Genomic DNA, 22,691 nt, shown 5'->3' with positions numbered 1-22,691 from the left:
TCCGTGTCGAATTCGGGCCACCTATGCAAGCGACGCGGGAACTCCGGCGGGGAGATGATGGCCTAACATCTTGGTCTGGCACGAAGAGCCTCGCATTCGGTCAGAACATCTCAGGCGCAGTTCGCGATGGTCCCGCTTTCCTCCTCCACATCCCACACGGCCGCGGCCGCCCTGCGCCATGCGCGCAAGCTGCTGTTCGTGCGGATACATCAGCTGCATGCGGAGCCGGATGCCGCATTCTGCGCGGCCTTCCAGGCGGTCGTGGCGGCGATCGAAGCGGACCTGGCGCATGAGGAGAGGGTGATGGAGGCGCTGGCCTTCGACGGCCTGCACGAGCGGCTGGCGCAGAATGCGCTGCTGCTGGCCTCCCTGCACCGGATCGTTATGCAAGTCGAAGGAGGCGATGCGGCGCTCGGGCGCTGGGCGCTGGACGCGGCGGCGGATCTGTTGTCGCTGCATCGGCTGACGGCGGATCTGGCGCTGGTGCTGGCACGGCCGGGGAATGGGGTGGTGAAGCATGGGCATTTGCTGCGGGCGGGGATGGTGGGGCGGAAGCGCAGGCCGTGATCAAAACCAAAATACCAAATAGAAGCCACCTGGCGGTGGCTTATAGGTACGATGGGATTCGCCCACGTCCCGCGGGCCGCCGGTGCGCAAATATGCGCACCGCTTCGAATCCCACGCGGAGAGCGCGAAGGCGCTCTCCTCGTCTCCGCCAAGTTACAAAAGAAAAAGCCACCCAGTGGGTGGCTTTCTCTTTTGTAACTTGGCGGAGACGGTGGGATTCGAACCCACGATACGGGTATAAGCCATATGCATCCTTAGCAGGGATGTGCCTTCGGCCACTCGGCCACGTCTCCAATCAACTCCAGCAAACTGCGCTAGCGCTGAGTGCAAGCATCTTAATGGCCGGTGCCGGTTTGGTCAAGGCGACACGGCCAAAAATATGGAAAAAGTTAAGCTTTTTCCAAGTCAAAAGCTTTATGCAGGGCACGGACCGCGAGCTCCATGTATTTCTCGTCGATCAGGACCGAAATCTTGATCTCGGAAGTCGAGATCATCATGATGTTGATGCCCTCTTCGGCCAGCGTGCGGAACATCTGCGAGGCCACGCCCACATGGCTGCGCATGCCGACGCCGACGGCCGAGACCTTCGACACCTTGGCGTCGCCGACCAGGCGGGTGTAGCCGAGCTCGTCGCGCTGGGATTCCAGCACCGACATGGCGCGCTGGTAATCGTTGCGCGACACGGTGAAGGTGAAGTCGGTCTTGCCGTCCACCGACTGGTTCTGGATGATCATGTCCACTTCGATGTTGGCATCCGACACCGGACCCAGGATGTGGAAAGCGACGCCCGGCTTGTCCGGCACGCCGATGACGGTAATCTTGGCTTCATCACGGGTGAATGCGATACCGGAGATGACGGCTTGTTCCATGTTGGTTTCTTCCTCAAACGAAATCAGGGTGCCGGACTTGGCTTCTTCTTCCAAGGGCATCAGGGGGTTGGTCAGCGACGACAGCACGCGCGTCGGGACCTGGTAGTTACCGGCGAACTCGACCGAGCGGGTCTGCAGCACTTTCGAGCCGAGCGAGGCCAGTTCCAGCATTTCTTCGAACGTGATCTTTTCCAGGCGGCGCGCTTCGTCGACCACGCGCGGGTCGGTCGTGTAGACGCCGTCGACGTCGGTGTAGATCAGGCATTCGTCGGCCTTCAGCGCGGCGGCGATCGCCACGGCCGAGGTGTCCGAACCGCCGCGGCCCAGCGTCGAGATGTTGCCCTCTTCGTCCATGCCCTGGAAGCCGGTGATGATGACGATCTTACCCGCGTCGAGGTCGGCGCGCACGCGCGTGTCGTCGATCGACTGGATGCGCGCCTTGGTGAAGGCGGAGTCGGTGCGGATGCCGGCTTGCCAGCCGGTGTAGGAGACGGCGTCCTTGCCGATGGCCAGCAGCGCCATCGCCAGCAGGCCTACCGAGACCTGCTCGCCGGTCGAGGCGATCATGTCCAGCTCGCGCGGATCCGGCTGCGCCATGATTTCCTTTGCCAGGCCGATCAGGCGATTCGTTTCGCCCGACATCGCCGACGGCACCACGACGATCTTGTGGCCGGCGTCGTGCCATTTGGCGACGCGGGCCGCGACGTTCTTGATGCGGTCCGTCGAACCCATCGACGTACCACCATATTTGTGGACAATTAATGCCATAACAGGAAGCTTCCCAGCATGTAAAGGTGAAAAGGGGAACACCTACTCTAGCATGTTGCACTGCAAGATCGCAATGAGGGGAAGTTCGAAAAGCTATATGAAAAGAAAATAAAGTAATACGCTTTTCGAATAGAAACTATTTCGCTGTGCTTTCCCAGCGCAGGGATACGGTGTCGGCGGCGGCGGCGAAGTGACGGCAATCCATGCCCAACCCGGCGGCGAACAGCAAGTCGCGCCCGCTGCTGACGATCGGCAAACGGGTACGTTCCCAGGCGGGAATGTCGACAGCCTGGTAATGCGCTTTCAGCGGACGGGTCGGCCGGTTCGCGGCCAGCTTGAGGCGCTCGCCGCCTTTGCGGAAATCGATCACCAGCTCCTGCCGGCGCAGCCAGGCCGGGTCGAAGCCGATGCCCGGCTCGCCCGTTTCGAAGTGCAGCACGCCGCCGTAATCCGGAAACGCGATGCTGACCTCGCCCTGCCAGCGGAAGGATTCTCCCTCCCGCTCGAGCACGCCCTCGTCGTCGGGGTCGCGCATGCCGGGAAGATCGGGCAGCTTGGGTGTGACGTACAGGCGGTCGCGGTGGCGCCGCAGGTGACAGGCCGGGTGCGTGACCAGCAGCTGTGCGTCGTGTCGCGCCTCGATCAGTTGCGCCACCAGTTCCCCCAGCCAGGCGGTCGAGGGCATCGCCAGGTTCTGTCCGGCAAACCAGTAGCGCAGCAGGTTGTAGACGCGGTCCAGGCTCATGCTCCGCAGGCGGGCGACGTCGATGGCACCGTCGACCAGGGTCGCGTCCAGATCCTGCGCCGCCAACTCCGTCAACAGGCGCTGGGCCGACTGGGCGTGCGCGGCGCTGCGCGCGAACCTGGCCTGGAAGCCGGGAAAGGCTTGCGCCAGCGCCGGCATCACCTGGTGACGCAACGCATTGCGGGCGTAGCGCGGATCCAGGTTGGACTCGTCCTCGACCCATGCCAGGCCCGCATCCCGTGCGTAGGCTTCGAGTTCCGCACGCGACAGGGGCAGCAAGGGCCGCGCCATCACGAGATCCGGGTTGCCCAGCAGTTCGGGCGCGCTGTTGGCCGCGTCCATTCCGGACAGTCCGGCCGGCCCGGAGCCGCGCAGCAGTTGCAGCAGCACGGTTTCGGCCTGGTCGTCGAGATGGTGGGCGGTGAGCAGCAACGTCGCGCCGTGTTCGCGGCACATGGCGCCGAGCGCGCGGTAGCGCAGCTTGCGCGCCGCCGCCTCGGTGCCGGTCCCGGCGCCATCGACGGCCACCTGGCGCACGTCGAACCTCAGAACACGCGCGCTGGCCGCTGCCGCGACATGGCTCTGCCAGGCGTCGGCATGCGGGCTGAGCCCATGGTGAACGTGGAAAACGGACAAAGGCAGCGACTGCGCCTGGCACCAGCTGGAAGCCAGCTGCAGCAAGGCCATCGAATCGAGGCCGCCGCTGCAGGCGATCGCTATGGAGGAAGGGGAAAACTGTTCGCGCAGCGCAGCGAGTGCGCGCGCGAAACTGGCCGGGACGGACCCGGCTTCGAATTTACTCAACTGCGCTACTCACTGAACAAGACTCACTCGTCGCTTGGCGTCGTTTCCTTGAACTTACCGTAAGCCATCAGTTTCTGGTGACGGGCTTCGAGCAGGTCCTTGGTCTTCATGCCCTGGAACTGGCGCAGGGTGTCGGCCAGTGCGCGCTTGAGCATCTGCGCCATGCCTTTCGGATCGCGGTGGGCGCCGCCCAGCGGTTCGGTGACGATCTTGTCGATCACGCCCATCGCCTTCAGGCGGTGCGCGGTCAGGCCCAGGGCGTCGGCGGCGTCGGCCGCGCGTTCCGAGGTCTTCCACAGGATCGAGGCGCAGCCTTCCGGCGAAATCACCGAATAGGTCGAGTATTGCAGCATCAGCACCGCGTCGCCGACGGCGATCGCCAGCGCGCCGCCGGAGCCGCCTTCACCGATGATGGTGGCGATGAGCGGCACTTTCAGCTCGGCCATGACGTACAGGTTGTGGCCGATCGCTTCCGACTGGCCGCGCTCTTCGGCGTCGATGCCCGGGAAGGCGCCCGGGGTGTCGACGAAGGTGAAGATCGGCAGGTTGAACTTTTCGGCGACCTTCATCAGGCGCATGGCCTTGCGGTAGCCTTCCGGTTTCGGCATGCCGAAATTGCGCATCGCGCGCTCTTTGGTGTCGCGGCCCTTCTGGTGGCCGATGACCATGCAGGCCTGGCCGTTGAAACGCGCGAGGCCGCCGACGATCGACTGGTCGTCCGCGAAGGTACGGTCGCCGTGCAGTTCGTGGAAGTCGGTGAAGATCGCGTTCACGTAGTCCATCGTGTAAGGACGCTGCGGATGGCGCGCGATCTGCGAGACTTGCCACGGAGTCAGCTTGGCGTAGATGTCTTTCGTGAGCTGCTGGCTCTTCTTGTCGAGGCGGTCGATCTCTTCCGAGATGTCGACGGCGGAATCGTCCTGGACGAAACGCAGCTCTTCGATCTTCGAATCGAGCTCGGCAATAGGCTGCTCGAAACTGAGGAAAGTTGTTTTAGTCATTGTACCTCCGGGGTTGTTCTGTGGCCGGGACGCGCGGGCATGGACACGGCGCGCTGGCGATTTGGCGCTATTCTACCGTACCGGACGCCGCTGCGGACGCCAATCCTGACGCAGAACCCGGATCGAGGCTGCGCCACAGATACCAGGTGGCGACGGTGCGCCACGGCTCCCAGTTGGCGGCGACCTCGCGCGCATCGCTGCGCGATACCGGTTCGCCGGAGAAATAGTTTTGGCTGATGCCCTGGATCAGGCCGGCGTCGTCGAGCGGCAGGACGTTCGGGCGCAGCAGGTTAAAGATGAGGAACATCTCGGCGGTCCAGCGGGTAATGCCGCGGATCTGCACGAGTTCGGCGATCACCGCCTCGTCGTCCATTTCGGACCAGAGGTTGGTGTGCACGCGCTTGGCCTTGAAGTGGTCGGCCAGGTCGAGGATGTATTCGGTCTTGCGTTTCGAGAGACCGCAGGCGGACAGCTGTTCGGCGCCGAGCTTGATGATCGCGCCCGGGGTCAGCTTCGGGCAGCAGGCGTTCAGCTTGGTCCAGGCGGCGTCGGCCGCCTTCGGCGTGACCTGTTGGCCGACGATCGAACGGGCCAGGGTCGTGAACGGATCGGGGTGCCCTTTCAGGTGCATGTCGCCGAATTGCGGGATGAGGCGCTTCATGATGCGGTCGCGCCGCATCAGCTCTTCCTTGGCTTCGGCCCAGTACGCGGGCACCTCGAATTCCGGCACGCTCGCGCCGCCGTTGTCCTTTTCCGCTGCCATCATGCGCGACGCCAGTTCGTCGTCCCGTCCGGTTTGTCTTCCAGGATGACGCCGGCGGCCAGCAGCTCGGCGCGGATGCCGTCGGCTTCGGCGAAGTTGCGCGCCTTCTTGGCGGCGGCGCGGGCAGCGATCAGGTCGCCGATCTCGGCTTCGCCCAGCCCCCCTGCACTGCTGCCGCCACGCAGGAATTCCTGCGGCGCACGCTCGAGCAGGCCCAGCACGCCGGCCAGGGCCTTCAGCTGGCGCGCGGCCGGCAGCGACTTGGTGCGGTTGACTTCGCTTGCCAGGTCGAACAGCTCGGCCACGGCCAGCGGGGTGTTGAAGTCGTCGTCCATCGCCTCGCGGAAGCGCTGGGCATGGGCCTCGTCCCAGTCGACCGCCGGGGTCTCGCCGCCGAGATCGACGTCGCTCAGCGCCGTGTAGAGGCGCGTCAGCGCGCCCTTGGCGTCGTCGATATGGGCGTCGGAATAGTTCAGCGGGCTGCGGTAATGGGTACGCACGATGAAGAAGCGCACGACTTCGGCGTCGTATTTCTTGAGCACGTCGCGGATGGTGAAGAAGTTGCGCAGGGACTTGGACATCTTTTCGTTATCGACGCGCACGAAGCCGTTGTGGACCCAGTAATTGACCATCGGGCCGCCGAAAGCGCCCTCGCTCTGGGCGATCTCGTTCTCGTGGTGCGGGAACTGCAGGTCCTGGCCGCCGCCGTGGATGTCGAAGTGCTCGCCCAGCGTCGCGCAGCTCATGGCCGAGCATTCGATGTGCCAGCCCGGACGGCCGCGGCCCCACTTCGAATCCCATTTGGCTTCCTCCGGCTCGGACTCCTTGGCCGCTTTCCACAGCACGAAGTCGAGCGGATCGTGCTTGCCGGTGTTGACGTCGACGCGTTCGCCGGCGCGCAGGTCGTCCAGCGACTTGCCGGACAGCTTGCCGTAGCCTTCGAACTTGCGCACAGCAAAGTTGACGTCGCCGTCGTCGCTGCGGTAGGCCAGGCCCTTGGCTTCGAGCATCTCGATGATCGACAGCATGCCCGGCACGTGCTCGGTGGCGCGCGGAACAACATTGGGCTGCAGGATGCCGAGCGCGGCGATGTCTTCGTCCATGTACTTGGTGAAACGGCTCACCAGCGAGGACATGGTTTCGCCATTCTCGGCAGCACGCTTGATGATCTTGTCTTCGATGTCCGTGATGTTACGGACGTACTTGACCTCGTAACCCGATTCCATGAGCCAGCGATAGATGAGGTCGAAGGCCATCATCATGCGCGCGTGGCCGACGTGGCAGTAGTCGTAGACGGTCATGCCGCAGACATACATGCCGACCTTGCCGGTTTCCTTCGGGACGAATACCTGTTTTTCGCGCGCCAGCGTGTTGTAGATCTTTAATTGGCTCATGGGTGACGATGTTTCGAGAGGGGATCGGAAGCCCGAGCAATACGAATCCCGGACACGTTCGCCGTATGAGAAGCGCGCGTCGGGATTGGAGTCTTGCGTCGGAACCGTCAACCCTCTTTGTTGTTCTTGGATACCACTACTTTTGATAGAATGGGACGTTCTGCGCAAAGTATAGCATTGATAAAATCCCGACTGGCCGCATATGGCTCAGGTTTATTTTTCTGCAAAAGACTTGACAGGGCTTTGCGCCACGTCCACCGAGGAGACGCTCCATGCACGCACAAAAACAATCCCGCCGCGCACTCTTCACCCGGCTTGCCGCCGCCGCGCTGGCCCTGAGCTTTGCCGGACACGCCTTCGCCGCCGAGAATCCGCAGGTCGCGATCAAGACCACCATGGGCGACATCGTGGTCGAGCTCGACGCCGAGCACGCACCGAAGAGCACGGCCAACTTCATGCAATACGTAAAGTCCGGCTTTTATAAAGGCACGGTGTTTCACCGCGTGATCGACGGCTTCATGATCCAGGCCGGCGGCTATACCGAGAAGCTGATCGACAAGCCTGGAGTTCGTAAGCCCATTGCGAGCGAATCGAAGAACGGACTGTCGAACAAGCCCTACACGCTGGCGATGGCCCGTACCGCCGATCCGAATTCCGCCAGCTCGCAGTTCTTCATCAACGTCAACGACAATGCCGGCCTCGATTATCCGGGCCAGGACGGCACCGGTTACACCGTGTTCGGGCGCGTCGTGCAGGGCCAGGAAACGGTCGACAAGATCAAGGCCGTGATGGTCGACGACATGCGCGGCATGCAGAACGTGCCGGTGACGCCGATCGTGATCCGCTCCACGACCGTCCTGACAGGCGAGAAGCGCATTCAATAAGTTGTAAAATAAGCGTCTTGCAGGTTTCTTCAACAAATAGAACAGGATCCAACATGACCTCCGTACTGCTGACCACTAACAAGGGCAACATCACCATCGAACTCGACGCCGAGAAAGCGCCGAAGACCGTTGCCAACTTCCTGGACTACGTGAACAAGGGTCACTTCACCAACACGATCTTCCACCGCGTGATCAAGGACTTCATGATCCAGGGTGGCGGCTTCGAGCCTGGCATGAAGCAAAAGCCGACCGACGCGACCGTCGAGAACGAAGGCAAGAACGGCCTGAAGAACGACAAGTACACGATCGCCATGGCCCGCACCTCGGCGCCGCACTCGGCATCGGCCCAGTTCTTCATCAACACCAAGAACAACGACTTCCTGAACTACCCGGGCCAGGACGGCTGGGGCTATGCCGTGTTCGGCAAGGTCACCGCCGGCACCGACGTCGTCGATGAGCTCAACAAGGTCGCCACCTCGCGTTCGGGCATGCACGCCGACGTGCCGGTCGAGCCGATCATCATCGAAAAAGCCGAAGTAATCTAAGCAATAGCAACAAGTTTTATCTGAACCCTCGCGCGGGAGCCCGTTTGTCCACATCCACTCCCGCGCGCACGGCCGCGCTTTTCATTTCCGACCTGCACCTGCAGGAATCCCATCCGCGGACGGCCGAGGCCTTCTTCCGCTTCCTCGACGAGCAGGCGGCGCAGTCGCGGCAGCTTTATCTCCTGGGCGACATTTTCGAATACTGGGCCGGCGACGACGACCTCGACACGCCTTTCCATGCGCGCGTGATCGCGGCGCTGCGCTCCCTGAGCGAGGCCGGGGTCGAACTGTTCTGGATGGCGGGCAACCGCGACTTTCTCGTCGGTAGCGGCTTTGCCGAAGCGGCCGGCCTGCGCCTGCTGGACGAGCCTTACGTGGCCAGCATCGGCGGCCAGCGCATCGCCCTCGTGCACGGCGACGCCGAGTGCACGCTCGATACGAAGTACATGGAATTTCGCGCGATGGTGCGCGATAGAAAATGGCAGGAACAGTTCCTGGCCATGCCCCTGGCCCAGCGCAAGGCCATCATCGCCGGCCTGCGCGAAGGCAGCCGCGAAGCCCATACGACCAAATCCTACGAAACGATGGACGTCACCCCCGAGGCGATCGAGGCGGTGTTTGCGGCCACGGACGCCGGGGTGCTGATCCACGGGCATACCCACCGCCCTGCCCTGCACCTGCATGGCGGCAAGCGCCGCTATGTCCTGCCCGATTGGGAATCCGATGCCCAGCCGCCGCGCGGCGGCTGGATCGCCGTCGACGACCATGGCGCCATCACGCGCCATGGTCTCGACGGCTCGCCCGTCGCCTGATTACAGGGCGGACTGCAGCAGCGCGTAGCGCGTCATGCCGTACAGCTTGCCGCCCAGGACGGTGACGGCGCCGATGTCGGCATTGCCCCAGCCATAGCTTGGCGTCGACACGACACCCGCCGGGCTGATCTTGCGCACGCTGCCCTGGCCGCTCAGGTACAGGTTGCCCGCCTCGTCGATCGCCAGGTGGTCGATCTCGTAGAAGCCGAGGGTGGCGGTGCCGACTGCGCCATCGACGTTGCCGGCTTCATTGAACGGCGTACCGGCGAACACGGACAGCACACCCGCGGTGCTCAGCTTGTAGACGGCGGCCGTCGCGGTGTCGGCAATGTAGATGTTGCCGGCGGCATCGATCGCGACCGATTGCGGGGTGAACGCCGCATCCGGACGCTGCAGCAGGGTCTGGACCTGGGCCAGCGTCACCAGCGGCGTCGCCACACCTTCCGGCGTCACGCGCAGCACCTGCATCGATTCGGTGCCGGTCACGACCACTGCGTTACCGTTCGCATCGACCGCCAGGTTGACCGCCTTGATGCTCGCATTCGGCGTGGTGACGTTGTTGTTCAGGATACGGCGCAGGCCGGTCGTTTGTGCGATCCAGAGGCTGCCGTCCTTGCCGGCCGCGATACGCTGCGGGAAGTTGAAGCGGGCCGAGGCCAGCGGACCGTCGGTCGTGCCGGGGGTATTGACGGCGCCGCCGACGGTCGTCACGAAGCCCGCGGTCGTTGCCTTGCGCACCACGTGGGTGGACGGGTCGACCATGTACAGGTTCCCGTCGCTGCCCGCAGTCAGCGAGCTGAAGGAACCGAAGCGCGCGGCGATGCCTGGGCCGTCGACGGTGTCGCGCAGCTTCGGCGTGCCGGAGATGGTCGTCACGGCGCCGGTCAGGCTGATCCGGCGCAGGATTTCCTGGCCGCTGTCGACGACGACCAGGCTGTTGCTCTGGACATCGTAGGTGATCCCCAGCAGCGCGCCGAACACGGCGGCCGTACCCTGGCCGTCGGCGTAGCCGCGCTTGGTGTTGTCGCCCGCGAGCGTCGACACCACGCCGGCCGGCGTCACTTTGCGCACCTTGGCGAGGTCGGTCACGTACATGTCGCCGTTCGGCAGGACGACCATGCCGGTGATGGCCATGAAGCGTGCCGCCGCGCCGGTGCCGTCTTCCGAGGTGCTGCCGAGCAGCTTGCCTGCCACGAACACCAGCGAGCCGTTGGCTTCCTTCCAGATGCGGTTGTTCGAGTCCGAGAAATACAAGGTGCCGTCCGGACCGCGCGCGATGCGCTGCAGGGCGATCGTCGCGCTCGGATCGGGCTGGTTGAATTCTTGGGTGGTCACCACGCCGGCCGCGCTCACACGGCGGATCGCCGGCTTGGCGCCGTTGGTATCGATGACGATCGCGCCGCCGGCATTGTCGGACACCATGGAACCCGGACGCTCGAAGCGTGCCGCGGTGGCGGTGCCGTCGGTACGTGCCGAGGCCGTCGCGATGTTCTTGCAGACATTGGAACCGGCACCGGCCAGGGTCGTGACCGCACCGGTCGCGCTGACCTTGCGGATTTCGCCGTTGCAGCCGTCGGACACGAGCAGGTTGCCCTGGCCGTCCAGGGCGAGGCCGCCTGCGCCGCCGAGCCAGAACTGCGCCGTGTCGGCCGAACCGTCGGCCATGCCCGGGCGGCCGGTCTTGCCGGCGAATGCGTTCACGACGCCATCCTTGTTCACCTGGAAGATGGTGTGCGGACCTGCGTCGGCGACATACACGTTGCCGGAGGCATCGGCGACAACCGCCAGCGGCTCCTTCAGTGCGGTGGAGAGACCGGCCACCTGGCCCGCGACCTGGTTCGCCAGCACCGGCGCGCATGCCACGACGGCATTGGTGACGTTGGCGTTGATCGCGCCCGAGCCGTTGGCCACCTCGCAGCGGTAACCCGAAGGCGGAACGGCCGTGAGGTTGTAGGATGCGCCTGCGTTCAGCTTGGCATCGAGGGTGAAGTTGCCGTTGGCGGTGACGAGTTTCTGGTCGCTGCCATTGGAAACGGTGACCGGCACGCCTGGCGCCAGGCCGTAGACAGTGCCACCCAGGGTGTATTGAGTCGGAGTCGGGGTCGGCGTCGTACCGGTGCCGCCACCGCCACCGCCGCTGCCGCCACCTCCGCCGCCACTACTGCCACCGCCACCGCCGCCACCGCAACCGGTCAGCAACACCAGCAGTGCCGTAGCAACTGCGTATTCAAAACGTTTGAGTTTCACTTTTTTCTCCTTGAGCACTTACGAGCTGGCGCACCCTGCGCCGTTCACCTATCGACATGCCTTGTAATGATAAAAAAATTACAAGAAATTTTGATAATTGATTTTTGCACACTTTTTTTTTAGGTGTCGCTCAATAGAAATTTCCTCGTGGCGAAAAACGAACACAAACGATTTCCCACAGGAAGCGCATGCAGCCTGCATGGCTGCGGTCTGGAAACGGCAAAAAGGACAAGCCCGGGGAGTGTTTGGGCTAGAAGGTCGCGGCGAGTGCCGCGTTGGAAGAGAAACTCAGGCAGGGGGCAGGATGCCGTGCGGCACCCTGCCCTGGGTGAAATCGTGCTTACGGCAGCCAGGTCTGCAGCAGCGCGTAGCGCGCCATGCCGTACAGCTTGCCATTCGCGACGGCCACGGCAGCGATCGGTGTTTTCCCCCACGCATAACTAGGCGAAGACACCACGCCCGCCGGGCTGATCATGCGCACGCCGCCCTGGCCGCTCAGGTAGAGGTTGCCCTTGTCGTCGATCGTCATGTAGTCGAGCTCGTAGAAGCCCAGCGTCGCCGTGTTGGCCGGGCCGTCGACGTCGCCCGTTTCCTTGAGCGGCGTCCCGGCGAACAGGCTCAGCTTTCCTGCCTTGTCGAGTTTGTAGACAGCCACGGTAGCCATGTCCGCCACGTAGATGTTGTCGGCGCCGTCGATGGCGACCGATTGCGGAATGAACCAGTTGTTCTGGTCGCCCGACAGGACGGCGACCTGTTGCCAGCCGACGAGCACGGTTTTCTGGCCCTGCGGCGTGATCTTCACCAGTTCGTGGGAGCTGACGCCGGTGCCGACGATCGCGTTGCCGTCGGCATCGATGGCGAGGGCGGCGGCGTGGATACCCGGGTCCACCGTCGTCACCATGCCGTCGTGGATCCTGCGCAGGCCGGTGGACTGGGCGACCCAGAGGCTGCCGTCGCGGCCCGGGGCCACGATGCGCGGTGCGTTGAAGGTGGCGCCGGCAAGGGCCCCGTCGGCGGTTCCCGACACGCCGGGCTGCCCGGCGATGGTGCTCACCGTGCCGTCCGGCATGACCTTGCGCACCACGTGCTTTGCGCTTTCGGCGACATACAGATTGCCGCCGGCATCGGCGCTCAGCGAGCTGACCGTCGTAAAGCGGGCGGCGCCGGCGCGGCCGTCGACGCTGCCGCGGCTCGGCGCCGGGGTGGCCAGCGTCGTCACTTCGCCGTCGAAGCCGACACGGCGCAGGAGGCCGGACGCCGGGTCGAGCGCGACAATGCCATTGCCGTCGAGGGTGATCGACATCGGCGAGGAGAAGCGCGCCGCCAGGCCGCGGCCGTCCACCGCATCCCCGGCGCGCCCGTCTCCGGCCAGGGTGCTCACGACGCCGGCGGGCGTCACCCGGCGAATCTGCGAGCTGTCGACGACGTACAGGGCGCCGCCGGGGGCGACCACCATGTCGCGGACCGAGGAGAACCTGGCGGCCGCCCCGGTGCCGTCGGTGCTGCCCGACGTCGCCGAGCCGGCCAGCGCCACCAGCATGCCGGATTCGTAGCGGTAGATGCGCTGCCTGTCCGCCATGTACATCGTGCCGTCGGCGCCGCGCGCCATCGCCGTCAACAGGCCCGTGTACATGGCGCCCGTGGTGGTCATCAGGTAATCGCTGGTGACGACGCCCGCGGCGCTGACCCTGCGCGGCGGCCCGCTCATGCTGGAATCGATGACGATGACGCCGCCCGCGCCGTCCGCCAGCAGCTTTTCCGGGAAAGCGAATGCGGCGGCGGTGCCGACCCCATCCATGGTCTCGTTCCCGGTCCATTCCTTGAGCACGTTATCGCTATACGGGGTACCGTGGCCGGCCAGCGTCGACACCATCCCCTCCGGCGTGATCTTGCGGATCGCGCCATTGCAGGAATCGGCAACCAGCAGGTTGCCGCTGTCGTCGAAGGCAATCCCGCCGCGGCCGAAGCGGAACCGCGCCTGCGCGCCCGGACCGTCGACGAAGCCCGGCTTGTCCGAACCGCCCGCCAGCACGCTCATCGCGCCGTCCGCCGAGAAATTCACGACCGAATAGGTGGCGCTGTCGACGACGTACAGGTTGCCCTTGCCGTCGGCTGCCACGTCGACCGGGCCCTGCAAGGCGCTCATGGCGCCGGCCAGCACGACCGGCATGCAGGCCACGGCGGTCCTGGTGCTGTCGGCATTGCCCAGGGTGCCCGTTGCCTCGCTGAGCTTGCAGGTATGGCCCGATGCTGCGCTTGCGGAAATGCTGAAAGCGGTTCCGGCCGCCAGTTTCGTCGGGAACGCGAAACTGCCGTTCGCGGTGACGGCCAGCTTTTCCGTGCCATTGCTCAGGGTTACGCTGCCACCCTGCTCCAGACCCGTCACGGTGCCGCCGACGGCGAACTGGGTGACCGGCACATTTACGACGGGCGGCGGCGCCGCGGTTCCGCCGCCTCCGCCACCGCATCCGGCAATCAGTCCGAGCAGCGCAGCGGCGCAAGCCAGCTCGAATCGCTTCATTTCTCGTTTCAACATCGCTCGTCTCCTTATTGAACAACGCGGCCTGCGCTATTCCTAGAGGCAAGATTCTATGCGTAAAAGTGTATTTAATGAAAGAAACTTTGCTAATATTCCCGGCCTGTGAGGCGCGGTGAGCATTGCATCCCTCCCTGCCATTTCCTTCCCGCTCTATTTGCAATAGTTGGTGAGTTTTCAAGGGGCTGTTCTCCACTATGATGCTGGCATGAAACATGAGCAAGTCAGCCCGTTCGAGGCGCCGCCACGGCCCCCTCCGCTCCGGCATTTACGCCGTCCAGGTCCGCTTTTCTGCATTTCGTCGCATTTGCCCTGCTTCAAAAAGTGTCACTGTTATAGTTCACTACAACACCACAGCGATACTTCACCACCAGGAGCCAGACATGACACAGCGCACTGCAGCACCCGGGCGACAGGGGGGCCATCCATGAACATTGGCTGGAACGACAACGCACCGATTTACCGCCAGCTGAAGGACCGGGTCATCGACATGATGCTCGACGGAATCCTGAAAGCGGGCGACGCCCTGCCCTCGGTCCGCCAGATCGCGGCCGAGTACCAACTGAACCCGATCACCGTTTCCAAGGCATACCAGGAACTGGTGGACGAAAACCTAGTAGAAAAAAGAAGGGGGATAGGCATGTATGTCACTGAAGGAGCAAGCGAGAAACTGCTTGCGAGCGAACGCGAGCGCTTCCTGCGCGAAGAATGGCCGGCGATGGTCGAACGCATCCGCCTGCTGGGCCTGAACGTCGAACAATTGCTGCACACCTCGCAGCCGGGAGGTTCAGCATGAGCGCCGTGATTTCCGCCCGTGGCCTGACCAAGCGCTACGGCAAGCAGACCGCCATCGACGGCATCGACTTCGACATCCCGGCCGGCCGCATCGTCGGCCTGATCGGCCCCAACGGTTCCGGCAAGACCACGACGCTGAAAGCCGCGCTGGGCCTGATCCCCTTCGACGGCCAGCTGACCGTGATGGGCCACGACCCGCGCACCCAGCGCGACGCCCTGATGCAGGACGTCTGCTTCATCGCCGACGTCGCGATCCTGCCGCGCTGGCTGCGCGTGATGGATGCGATCGACTTCGTGGCCGGCGTGCATCCGCGCTTCGACCGGTCCCGCGCCGAGAAATACATCGCCAACACCCGCCTGAAGCCGACCATGAAGGTCAAGGAAATGTCCAAGGGCATGATCGTGCAGCTGCACCTGGCGCTGGTGATGGCGATCGACGCCAAGCTGCTGGTGCTCGACGAGCCGACCCTGGGCCTCGACATCATCTACCGCAAGCAGTTCTACCAGAACCTGCTGGAAGACTATTTTGACGAGAACAAGACCATCATCATCACGACGCACCAGGTCGAGGAAGTCGAGCACATCCTGACCGACCTGCTCTTCATCCGCGACGGCAAGATCGTGCTGGCCGCCTCGATGGACGAAGTCGGCGAGCGCTATGTCGAAGTGATGGTCGCGGCCGACAAGGTAAATGCGGCCAATGCCCTGCAACCGCTCGACCAGCGCACCGTGTTCGGCAAGAACGTGATGCTGTTCGACTCGGCACGCGCCGGCGGCGTGTCGCGCGCCCAGCTGGCCGCCCTCGGCGAGACGCGCAATCCGAGCGTCGCCGACCTGTTCGTGGCAACGATGAAAGGAACCTACGCATGAATACGATGAAATGGCTGTTGCGCCGCGAGTTCTGGGAGAACAAGGGCGGCTTCGTGTGGGCGCCGCTGATCGCCGCGATCATCATGGTGGTGCTGGTGGGCGGCGTGGTCGGCTACGGCGTCGCTAGCGGCAAGATGGGGACCGAGAACGTCACCATCCGCGTCGAAGGCGAGGAAGTCCACACGACCTCGGTCAACATGGCGAAGGCCGTCACGCCTGAAATGCGCGAGCGCATGGCGAGCGTCGCCGCCAACAACTATATCGCGGTCGGTGCGCCGATCTTCTTCGTGCTGCCGATCGTCGCCTTCTTCTATTGCCTGGCCGCGCTCTACGACGACCGGCGCGACCGCAGCATCCTGTTCTGGAAGTCGCTGCCGATCTCGGACGCCGATACCGTGCTGTCGAAGCTGGTCACGGTGCTGGTGGTCGCCCCCTTGATCACGATCGGCGTGGCCACCGCCGCGGCGCTGGCGATCCTGCTGTTCGCCGGGATTGCGACCAGCTACCACGGCGTCAACCTGTTCGGCGCGGTGCTCACCAACGTCAACTTCTACCTGGCGCCCTTCTACCTGGTCGGCATGCTGCCGGTCTACATCCTGTGGGCGCTGCCGACGGCGGGCTGGCTGCTGCTGGTGTCGAGCTGGGCCAAGTCGAAGGTCTTCCTGTGGGCCGTGGGCGTGCCGCTGATGGCTGCCGTGCTGCTGAAATGGCTGGACTTCCTGCTCGGCATGGCCGGCGGCGTCACCATCAATGCCGACTGGATCATCAACAACGTGCTCGAGTCCATCCTGCTCGGCCTGGTCCCCGGCACCTGGTTCATGGGCGCCAGCGACCTGCCGGCGCCGACCAACAGCGGCGTTCCCCTGCTGCCGATGCTGAGCTACTCGTGGTCGACCCTGGCCAAGCCGGCTCTCTGGACCGGCGTGGTGGCGGGCGTGGCGATGATCCTGGCTGCGGTCCGGCTGCGCCGTTGGCGCGACGAAGGCTAAGGGGAAATAGACGTGGCGCCCGGCGGCAGCCGGTCCGCCCAGCGAAAAAGCGGCTTGCCGGGCAAGCCGCTTTTTTTATTGAAACTGCTGCCGGAACGCCTCGAACTGCGCCTTGAGTTCGTTCAATTCGCCGCGCAAGGCGGCGACTTCCTCTTCCAGCTGGCCGACGCGGGACGATGGCGCTGCCGGAGCGGCTGCGCTGCCAAAGGCCGAATCCTCGCGCGCCACCGAGATCTCGCCGCCCAGCAGCTGGCCGTAGCGCGGCTCCTTGGTGCCGGGCGCGCGTTCCAGCCTGGCCACCAGCGGCGGATATTTATCGATCAGGAACTGCAGCGCCGCTTCCACGTCCGCCACCGACTTGAATTCGTGCAGGCGGCCGGTGCGGGTCCGGATCTCGCCGGCCGTCTGCAGGCCGCGCAGCATCAGCACGGTCAACACGGCCACTTTGTCCTGCTCGAGCGTCCACTTGATGCGCATGCGGTGCTCGTACTTGGTGACGCGGGCGCCGGCGGCGCTCACGCCGCTGACCAGGCGCCGTTCGATCAGGCGCTGCAGCGTGTCCTGGACCGTGTCTTCGCTCAGCTGCATCACCGGATCGCGGCTCGAGAGCTGGTTGCAGCCGTTGACGAGGGCGTTCAGCGACATCGGGTAGTTGTCGGGCGTGAGCGCTTCTTTTTCGGCCAGCACGGCCAGCACGCGGATCTCGAACGGATCGAGTACCGGCGTGCTGCCTTCGCCGGCGATGATTTCTTCAGTCATGTAAATCCTTAGTCGACCAGCCGGTTCAGTTCGGCCGAATCGAGTTTATCACCCTCGCAGATGTTCGGACAGGCGATCCCGGCCGCCTTGATGGTGGCCGTCAGCTTTTCCAGCTGCTCGTCCTGGCGCGCCACGTGGTCGATCAGGCCGCGCAGGGCTTTCGACAGGGGGTCGTCGCCGTTGGGCGTAACGCCGTAGGCGGCGAACATGCGCGCACTGCGCGACTGGTCTTCCTTGCGGATGATGTGGGCCGGGTTGCCGACCGCGGTGGCGCCGGCCGGGACCGGTTTCACGACGACGGCATTCGAGCCGACCTTGGCGAATTCGCCGACCGTGAACGCGCCCAGCACCTGAGCGCCGGCGCCGACGATCACGCCGCGCTCGAGCGTCGGGTGGCGCTTGGTGCCGGCCACCAGCGTGGTGCCGCCCAGGGTCACACCCTGGTAGATGGTGCAGTCGTCGCCGACGACGGCGGTCTCGCCGATCACCACGCCGAAGCCGTGGTCGATGAAGACGCGGCGGCCGATAGTCGCGCCGGGGTGGATTTCGATGCCGGTGACGACGCGCGCCAGGTAGGAAATGAAGCGGCCGAGCCACTTCAGGTTCAGCTTCCAGCAGGCATGCGCCCACTTGTGCATGACGATGGCGTGCAAGCCGGGGTAACACGTGAGCACTTCCCAGCCGTTACGGGCGGCCGGGTCGCGTTCGATGATGCTGTTGATATCTTCGCGCAACGAGGAAAACATAAAGTAAGTACAGGAGGAATGCAGGGGCAAATGGTAGCTGATATGGCTACTTGTTGCTTGGGAGGGGGTCAATTCTGGAGGCATCGCTCGGCAGACAAGCGTAGGCGGTCGTCGTGGGTGGGGCCTGCCGAGCTAATGGCGTGCTGAATCCGCGCGGGCATGCCCGCCCTACGGTGCACTACGACCTGCGGCTGAGGCGTAACGTAGGGCGGGCATGCCCGCGCGTTTAAACGGCTATAGGGAGGACGGCTCTGCCGCCCACGCGTTTCAGTCGATCAGACCGACACGCCGCGCTGGCGGCGAGCTTCGTACAGGCAGACGCCGGAGGCGACCGAGACGTTCAGGCTTTCGACCGAGCCGAACATGGGGATGCTGACCAGGAGGTCGCAGGTTTCGCGGGTCAGGCGGCGCATGCCCTCGCCTTCGGAACCCATCACCAGCGCCGTCGGGCCGGTGAAGTCGGCTTCGTACAGGCCTTTGTCGGCGTCGTCGGAGGTGCCGATCAGCCAGATGCCGCGGTCCTTCAGCTCGCGCATGGTGCGCGCCAGGTTGGTGACCGTGATGTAGGGGACGGTCTCGGCGGCGCCGCTGGCGACTTTCGCCGCGGTGGCGTTCAGGCCGACCGCGCGGTCTTTCGGCACGATGACTGCATGCGCGCCGACGCCGTCGGCCACGCGCAGGCAGGCGCCCAGGTTGTGCGGGTCGGTGATGCCGTCGAGGATGAGCAGCAGCGGCGGGCCGTCGATGGCGTCGAGCAGTTCGTCGAGGTTGCGCGCCAGCGCCAGCTGGCTGGCGAAGGCGATCACGCCCTGGTGGCGGCGGGTGCCGACAATTTTGTCCAGGCGCGCGGCGTCAACCGGCATGACGCGCACGCCGGCCTCTTTCGCGTTGGCGATCAGGGCCTTCATGCGGGCGTCGTTGCGCTCGGCGTCCACAAAGATCTCTTCCACCGACTGCGCTTCGTGGCGCAGGCGCGAGGTCACGGCGTGGAAGCCGAAAATCATTTTATTCTTCATGCGTTACTTTTCTTCTTGCTGCTCGTTTTGGATGGGGTTCCCGCCTTGGCGGCGGATTTGGCGGCGCTCTTTTTGGCGACGCTCTTTTTTGCTGCCGGGGCAGCGACTTCTTCGACCGGTGCGGCTTCAAGCTTGGCGGCACGGGTGCGGCGCGGCTTGGCTGGGGCCTCCGGCACTGGTGCCTCGATTGCCGGCTCGGCGGCGGCCTTGGTTTTACGGGCACGCTTCGGTGCGGCTTCGACTGGCACCACCTGCGCCGCCGGCTCGGCGATGGCCTCGGCCGGTGCTGCGGCCTTGGCTTTGCGCGCGCGCTTGGCTGGTGCGGCTGGCTCGGCTTCGGCTGGCACCGGCGCTTCGACACGCGGCCCCTCCGCCACTGCCTTGGCCTTGCGCGAACGGCGTGCAGGCGCGGCTTCGACCGGCTCGGGGACAGGCTCGGCCACTGGTGCGATCACCGGTTCAGGCACTACTTCCGGCGTCATCTCGGCCAGCTGTTGTGCCGCCAGTTCGCGTGCCGCCGCGCGCTCCTTGCGTCCACGGCGCGAACGCTTGTTGCGGCCGCCCTTGCCCTCTTCGCGCTGCGCGGCCGGTGTCGGCTGGGCATTCGAGAGGATGCGATCGAGCTTGCTGCCCTCGGACTTTTCTTGCGTTTGCGCTTGCGTCGGGGCCGCTGCCACGCTGCCCTCCGGCGCCAGCACCAGGTCGATCTTGCGTGCTTCCAGGTCGACCTTGGCCACCTGCACGGTGACGCGGTCGGTCAGGCCGAAGGTCTTGCCGGTGCGTTCGCCGCGCAGCAGGTGGCGCGCTTCGTCGTACTGGAAGTAGTCTTCGCCCAGGCCGGTCACGTGGACCAGGCCTTCGACGTAGAGCTCATCGAGCTGCACGAAGATGCCGAAGGTCGTCACGCCGGCGACGATGCCGGTGAAGGACTCGCCGAGTTTATCCTGCATGAAGTAGCACTTCAGCCAGTTCTCGACGTCGCGCGAAGCTTCGTCGGCGCGGCGCTCGTTGGCGGAGCAGTGCACGCCGAGGGCGTCCCAGATCGTGAGGTCTTTTTCGTCCTTGGCCTTGCCTTCGGCCTTGTCCTTGGCCATCTGCTTGCGCGTGGCGTTCGACACGGTCGTGTTCAGCTTGGACAGGTCGATGCCCTTCGGCTCGTACTTTTTACCGGCCAGCACGGCCTTGATGGCGCGGTGCGTCAGCAGGTCGGGATAGCGGCGGATCGGGCTGGTGAAGTGGGCATAAGCCTCGTAGGCGAGACCAAAGTGGCCGACGTTGTCCGGGCTGTAGACGGCTTGCTGCATCGAGCGCAGCAGCATGGTCTGCAGCAGGGCCGCGTCCGGACGCTCCTTGATCTCGCGCATCAGCGCGGCGTAGTCGCCGGCGGTCGGCTTCATGCCGCCGCCCAGGTTCAGGCCGGTCATCTTGAGGAAGGTACGCAGCTGGTTCAGCTTTTCCTCGGTCGGCGTGGCGTGGATGCGGAAGGTGCCCGGGTGCTTGTGGCGGATCAGCAGGTCGGCGGCGCAGACGTTCGCGGCCAGCATGCATTCCTCGATCAGGCGGTGCGCGTCGTTGCGGGTGCGCGGGATGATCTTTTCGATCTTGCCCATCGCATTGCAGACGATATAGGTCTCCGTCGTCTCGAAATCGATCGCGCCGCGTTCCTGACGCGCTTTCAACAGGGCCTGGAACACGCCGTTCAGGTTCAGCAGGTGCGGCACGATGGCCGGACGGCGGCTTGCTTCCTCGCCGCGCGGATCGTCGAGGATCTCGGCGACCTGGTTATAGGTCAGGCGCGCGGCCGAGTGGATCACGGCCGGGTAGAACTGGTAGGCCGTCACTTCGCCCTGGGCGCTGACAACCATGTCGCACACCAGGCTGAGGCGGTCGACGGCCGGGTTCAGCGAGCACAGGCCGTTCGACAGCTTTTCGGGCAGCATCGGGATCACGCGGCGCGGGAAGTAGACCGAGGTGCTGCGCTCGATGGCGTCGACGTCGAGGCCGTCGTTCGGCTTCACGTAGTGGCTGACGTCGGCGATCGCGACCAGCAGGCGGAAACCGGGTTTGCCACCAGCCTCGCGGCCCATCTTGATCGGCTCGCAGTAGACGGCGTCGTCGAAGTCGCGCGCGTCTTCGCCGTCGATGGTCACCAGGGGCACGTCGCGCAGGTCGACACGGTCCGCGAGGTCGCTGTCCACGACTTCGTTCGGCAGGCGGTTGGCCTGCTTCAGGGCGTTCGGCGAGAACACGTGCGGCACGCCGAACTTGCGCACGGCGATCTCGATTTCCATGCCCGGGTCGTCCAGTTCGCCGAGTACTTCGACGATGCGGCCGGTCGGCTGCTGGAAGCGCGCCGGCTGTTCGATCAGCTCGACGCTGACGACCTGGCCCGACTTGGCTTTACCGGGCGAACCGGCGACCAGGATGTCCTGGTTCATGCGCTGGTCTTCCGGCGAGACGATCCAGACGCCGCCTTCGTTGAGCAGGCGGCCGATGACGTGGGTGTTGGCGCGCTCGACGACTTCGACGATCGTGCCTTCCAGGCGGCCGCGGCGGTCGGTGCCGGTGACTTTCGCCAGCACCTTGTCGCCATGCAGCACTTTCTGCATCTCTTTATCGTTGAGGAAGAGGTCGTTGCCCGGCTCGTCGGGGATGACGAAGCCGTAGCCGTCGCGGTGGGCGCTGATCTTGCCGGCGATGAAGCCGGACTGGTCGGCCAGCGACCAGGTGCCGTTTCCGTCGCTGCGCAGCTGGCCGTCGCGTTCCATCGCATTCAGGCGACGCCCGAGCACTTCGACCGCGGCGGGCTTGACGTTCAGGGCACGTGCGAGCGTGGTCGCATCGAGCGACGTCCCTGCGTTACGGAATACGCCGAGGATTTCCTCTCGGCTAGGAATAGTATGAGTAGGTTGCTTCAAATCGGTTTTCTTGGATTCTTATTAATGGCGTCCGGACCGGCCGGACCATGGTTGGATTGACACCTTGTGCAGGCGTAGTGTAACGGAGGACCCTGTGATTCGCCTAACTAAGCGTGCGAGGCGTGTATGCAATGAGCATGCCGACGGGTCTTTGACTTTTGCAAACCTTCCGCTATAATCTCGGCTCTTTCGCAACGACAGTATTGTGAAGCGAAAGAAAAGCAGTGGCGGTAGAAGGATTTCGGCGCCGGAGCAGCGAAAGTTGATCTAGCGAAAAACGAGAAAGCCTGATATTGTATCAGCTTCGGTAGGTTGTAACACATTGCCCACGTGGCGGAATTGGTAGACGCGCATGGTTCAGGTCCATGTGCCGCGAGGTGTGGGGGTTCGAGTCCCTCCGTGGGCACCAACTACTGGATGTACTCCGCTGTATCTTGTTGTACCGTTGTAATGTAATGCTGTATTAAATGCCCACGTGGCGGAATTGGTAGACGCGCATGGTTCAGGTCCATGTGCCGCGAGGTGTGGGGGTTCGAGTCCCTCCGTGGGCACCATCTACAAGTAGTAAATCCGCTGAAAGCGCTGTAATGTAGCGTGTGCTCTTGAGCGTACGACTCACAGGCAGCACGTTGTTAGCAGTAGTAGTATCGTAATGTTGTAAAT

18 protein-coding genes and 3 tRNA genes are annotated in these 22,691 nt (G+C 64.3%); 9 read left to right on the top strand and 12 right to left on the bottom strand.

Translation table 11 applies throughout. The annotated features are described in order from the left end of the window. The first annotated feature begins 126 nt into the window (after window positions 1-126). Window positions 127-567: a hypothetical protein gene (locus ACFPQ5_RS22970; protein ID WP_379761168.1), complete on the top strand. Its 441-nt coding sequence runs from the start codon at window positions 127-129 to the stop codon at window positions 565-567. 200 nt (window positions 568-767) lie between these two features. Here ACFPQ5_RS22970 and ACFPQ5_RS22965 read toward each other — a convergent pair. The 6 genes from ACFPQ5_RS22965 to cysS form a co-directional block, all read right to left on the bottom strand. Then, a tRNA-Ser gene (locus ACFPQ5_RS22965) sits at window positions 768-860 on the bottom strand. Window positions 861-956: 96 nt separating this feature from the next. Continuing rightward, the gene (locus ACFPQ5_RS22960) at window positions 957-2,204 is read right to left on the bottom strand and encodes an aspartate kinase (RefSeq protein ID WP_379761166.1); all 1,248 of its coding nucleotides are present in this window, start codon (window positions 2,202-2,204) and stop codon (window positions 957-959) included. A gap of 136 nt (window positions 2,205-2,340) precedes the next feature. Beyond that, complete coding sequence (gene tilS / locus ACFPQ5_RS22955; RefSeq protein ID WP_379761164.1) at window positions 2,341-3,753, bottom strand: tRNA lysidine(34) synthetase TilS; 1,413 nt, start codon at window positions 3,751-3,753, stop codon at window positions 2,341-2,343. Window positions 3,754-3,776: 23 nt separating this feature from the next. Next, a complete protein-coding gene (locus ACFPQ5_RS22950) occupies window positions 3,777-4,754 on the bottom strand; it encodes an acetyl-CoA carboxylase carboxyltransferase subunit alpha (protein WP_136221131.1) in 978 nt (325 codons plus the stop codon). Window positions 4,755-4,821: 67 nt separating this feature from the next. Beyond that, a complete protein-coding gene (locus tag ACFPQ5_RS22945) occupies window positions 4,822-5,517 on the bottom strand; it encodes a DNA-3-methyladenine glycosylase family protein (protein ID WP_379761404.1) in 696 nt (231 codons plus the stop codon). After that, a complete protein-coding gene (gene cysS, locus ACFPQ5_RS22940) occupies window positions 5,517-6,911 on the bottom strand; it encodes a cysteine--tRNA ligase (protein WP_379761162.1) in 1,395 nt (464 codons plus the stop codon). Before cysS ends, ACFPQ5_RS22945 begins: the two co-directional genes overlap by 1 nt. 272 nt (window positions 6,912-7,183) lie before the next feature. Between cysS and ACFPQ5_RS22935 the strand changes: the two genes are divergently transcribed. The 3 genes from ACFPQ5_RS22935 to ACFPQ5_RS22925 are packed head-to-tail and all read left to right on the top strand — an operon-like array spanning window position 7,184 to window position 9,152. Then, a complete protein-coding gene (locus ACFPQ5_RS22935) occupies window positions 7,184-7,795 on the top strand; it encodes a peptidylprolyl isomerase (protein ID WP_379761161.1) in 612 nt (203 codons plus the stop codon). Window positions 7,796-7,848: 53 nt separating this feature from the next. Beyond that, window positions 7,849-8,340 carry a peptidylprolyl isomerase gene (locus tag ACFPQ5_RS22930; protein WP_379761160.1) on the top strand — a complete coding sequence of 164 codons (492 nt, stop codon included), beginning with the start codon at window positions 7,849-7,851 and terminating at the stop codon, window positions 8,338-8,340. A 44-nt stretch (window positions 8,341-8,384) separates the two neighbouring features. Beyond that, window positions 8,385-9,152: a UDP-2,3-diacylglucosamine diphosphatase gene (locus tag ACFPQ5_RS22925; RefSeq protein ID WP_379761158.1), complete on the top strand. Its 768-nt coding sequence runs from the start codon at window positions 8,385-8,387 to the stop codon at window positions 9,150-9,152. On the opposite strand, the gene ACFPQ5_RS22920 is transcribed toward ACFPQ5_RS22925, so the two are convergent. Both ACFPQ5_RS22920 and ACFPQ5_RS22915 read right to left on the bottom strand, forming a co-directional pair. Beyond that, a complete protein-coding gene (locus ACFPQ5_RS22920) occupies window positions 9,153-11,399 on the bottom strand; it encodes an NHL repeat-containing protein (RefSeq protein WP_379761156.1) in 2,247 nt (748 codons plus the stop codon). Between the two features lie 340 nt (window positions 11,400-11,739). Further along, window positions 11,740-13,935, bottom strand: a complete 2,196-nt coding sequence (locus tag ACFPQ5_RS22915; protein WP_379761154.1) for an NHL repeat-containing protein — start codon at window positions 13,933-13,935, stop codon at window positions 11,740-11,742. A 427-nt stretch (window positions 13,936-14,362) separates the two neighbouring features. On the opposite strand from ACFPQ5_RS22915, the gene ACFPQ5_RS22910 reads away from it, so the two are divergent. The 3 genes from ACFPQ5_RS22910 to ACFPQ5_RS22900 are packed head-to-tail and all read left to right on the top strand — an operon-like array spanning window position 14,363 to window position 16,589. Then, complete coding sequence (locus tag ACFPQ5_RS22910; protein WP_379761152.1) at window positions 14,363-14,731, top strand: GntR family transcriptional regulator; 369 nt, start codon at window positions 14,363-14,365, stop codon at window positions 14,729-14,731. Next, the gene (locus ACFPQ5_RS22905; protein ID WP_379761150.1) at window positions 14,728-15,600 is read left to right on the top strand and encodes an ABC transporter ATP-binding protein; all 873 of its coding nucleotides are present in this window, start codon (window positions 14,728-14,730) and stop codon (window positions 15,598-15,600) included. The genes ACFPQ5_RS22910 and ACFPQ5_RS22905 overlap by 4 nt, the downstream gene beginning before the upstream one ends. After that, entirely contained in the window at window positions 15,597-16,589 is a 993-nt protein-coding gene (locus tag ACFPQ5_RS22900) for a hypothetical protein (protein WP_379761148.1), read from the top strand. Before ACFPQ5_RS22905 ends, ACFPQ5_RS22900 begins: the two co-directional genes overlap by 4 nt. Before the next feature lie 75 nt (window positions 16,590-16,664). Here ACFPQ5_RS22900 and ACFPQ5_RS22895 read toward each other — a convergent pair whose 3' ends face one another. The 4 genes from ACFPQ5_RS22895 to rnr all read right to left on the bottom strand — a co-directional run bounded on the left by ACFPQ5_RS22895 (window position 16,665) and on the right by rnr (window position 22,028). After that, window positions 16,665-17,348: a YceH family protein gene (locus ACFPQ5_RS22895; protein ID WP_379761146.1), complete on the bottom strand. Its 684-nt coding sequence runs from the start codon at window positions 17,346-17,348 to the stop codon at window positions 16,665-16,667. An 8-nt stretch (window positions 17,349-17,356) separates the two neighbouring features. Beyond that, window positions 17,357-18,094, bottom strand: coding sequence for a serine O-acetyltransferase (cysE, locus tag ACFPQ5_RS22890; RefSeq protein ID WP_379761144.1), 738 nt, complete (start codon window positions 18,092-18,094; stop codon window positions 17,357-17,359). Window positions 18,095-18,369: 275 nt separating this feature from the next. Then, complete coding sequence (rlmB, locus tag ACFPQ5_RS22885) at window positions 18,370-19,110, bottom strand: 23S rRNA (guanosine(2251)-2'-O)-methyltransferase RlmB (RefSeq protein WP_379761142.1); 741 nt, start codon at window positions 19,108-19,110, stop codon at window positions 18,370-18,372. Beyond that, window positions 19,107-22,028, bottom strand: a complete 2,922-nt coding sequence (rnr, locus tag ACFPQ5_RS22880; protein WP_379761140.1) for a ribonuclease R — start codon at window positions 22,026-22,028, stop codon at window positions 19,107-19,109. The genes rlmB and rnr overlap by 4 nt, the downstream gene beginning before the upstream one ends. 324 nt (window positions 22,029-22,352) lie before the next feature. Between rnr and ACFPQ5_RS22875 the strand changes: the two genes are divergently transcribed. Both ACFPQ5_RS22875 and ACFPQ5_RS22870 read left to right on the top strand, forming a co-directional pair. After that, window positions 22,353-22,437, top strand: a tRNA-Leu gene (locus ACFPQ5_RS22875). A 60-nt stretch (window positions 22,438-22,497) separates the two neighbouring features. After that, window positions 22,498-22,582, top strand: a tRNA-Leu gene (locus tag ACFPQ5_RS22870). Window positions 22,583-22,691: the final 109 nt, after the last annotated feature.

This window comes from Massilia suwonensis, assembly GCF_042655665.1.
GTDB lineage: Bacteria > Pseudomonadota > Gammaproteobacteria > Burkholderiales > Burkholderiaceae_D > Telluria > Telluria suwonensis.
Note: the sequence above shows the minus strand (reverse complement) of the source record. Positions and strands in the feature narration are given on the sequence as shown.

Excerpts from the sequence above, each read along its gene's own strand:
- ACFPQ5_RS22970 (WP_379761168.1), top strand. The coding sequence starts at position 127 with ATGGTCCCGCTTTCCTCCTCCACATCCCACACGGCCGCGGCCGCCCTG.
- ACFPQ5_RS22960 (WP_379761166.1), bottom strand. The coding sequence starts at position 2,204 with ATGGCATTAATTGTCCACAAATATGGTGGTACGTCGATGGGTTCGACG.
- ACFPQ5_RS22950 (WP_136221131.1), bottom strand. The coding sequence starts at position 4,754 with ATGACTAAAACAACTTTCCTCAGTTTCGAGCAGCCTATTGCCGAGCTC.
- ACFPQ5_RS22945 (WP_379761404.1), bottom strand. The coding sequence starts at position 5,517 with ATGGCAGCGGAAAAGGACAACGGCGGCGCGAGCGTGCCGGAATTCGAG.
- cysS (WP_379761162.1), bottom strand. The coding sequence starts at position 6,911 with ATGAGCCAATTAAAGATCTACAACACGCTGGCGCGCGAAAAACAGGTA.
- ACFPQ5_RS22935 (WP_379761161.1), top strand. The coding sequence starts at position 7,184 with ATGCACGCACAAAAACAATCCCGCCGCGCACTCTTCACCCGGCTTGCC.
- ACFPQ5_RS22930 (WP_379761160.1), top strand. The coding sequence starts at position 7,849 with ATGACCTCCGTACTGCTGACCACTAACAAGGGCAACATCACCATCGAA.
- ACFPQ5_RS22915 (WP_379761154.1), bottom strand. The coding sequence starts at position 13,935 with ATGTTGAAACGAGAAATGAAGCGATTCGAGCTGGCTTGCGCCGCTGCG.
- ACFPQ5_RS22910 (WP_379761152.1), top strand. The coding sequence starts at position 14,363 with ATGAACATTGGCTGGAACGACAACGCACCGATTTACCGCCAGCTGAAG.
- ACFPQ5_RS22905 (WP_379761150.1), top strand. The coding sequence starts at position 14,728 with ATGAGCGCCGTGATTTCCGCCCGTGGCCTGACCAAGCGCTACGGCAAG.
- ACFPQ5_RS22900 (WP_379761148.1), top strand. The coding sequence starts at position 15,597 with ATGAATACGATGAAATGGCTGTTGCGCCGCGAGTTCTGGGAGAACAAG.
- ACFPQ5_RS22895 (WP_379761146.1), bottom strand. The coding sequence starts at position 17,348 with ATGACTGAAGAAATCATCGCCGGCGAAGGCAGCACGCCGGTACTCGAT.
- cysE (WP_379761144.1), bottom strand. The coding sequence starts at position 18,094 with ATGTTTTCCTCGTTGCGCGAAGATATCAACAGCATCATCGAACGCGAC.
- rlmB (WP_379761142.1), bottom strand. The coding sequence starts at position 19,110 with ATGAAGAATAAAATGATTTTCGGCTTCCACGCCGTGACCTCGCGCCTG.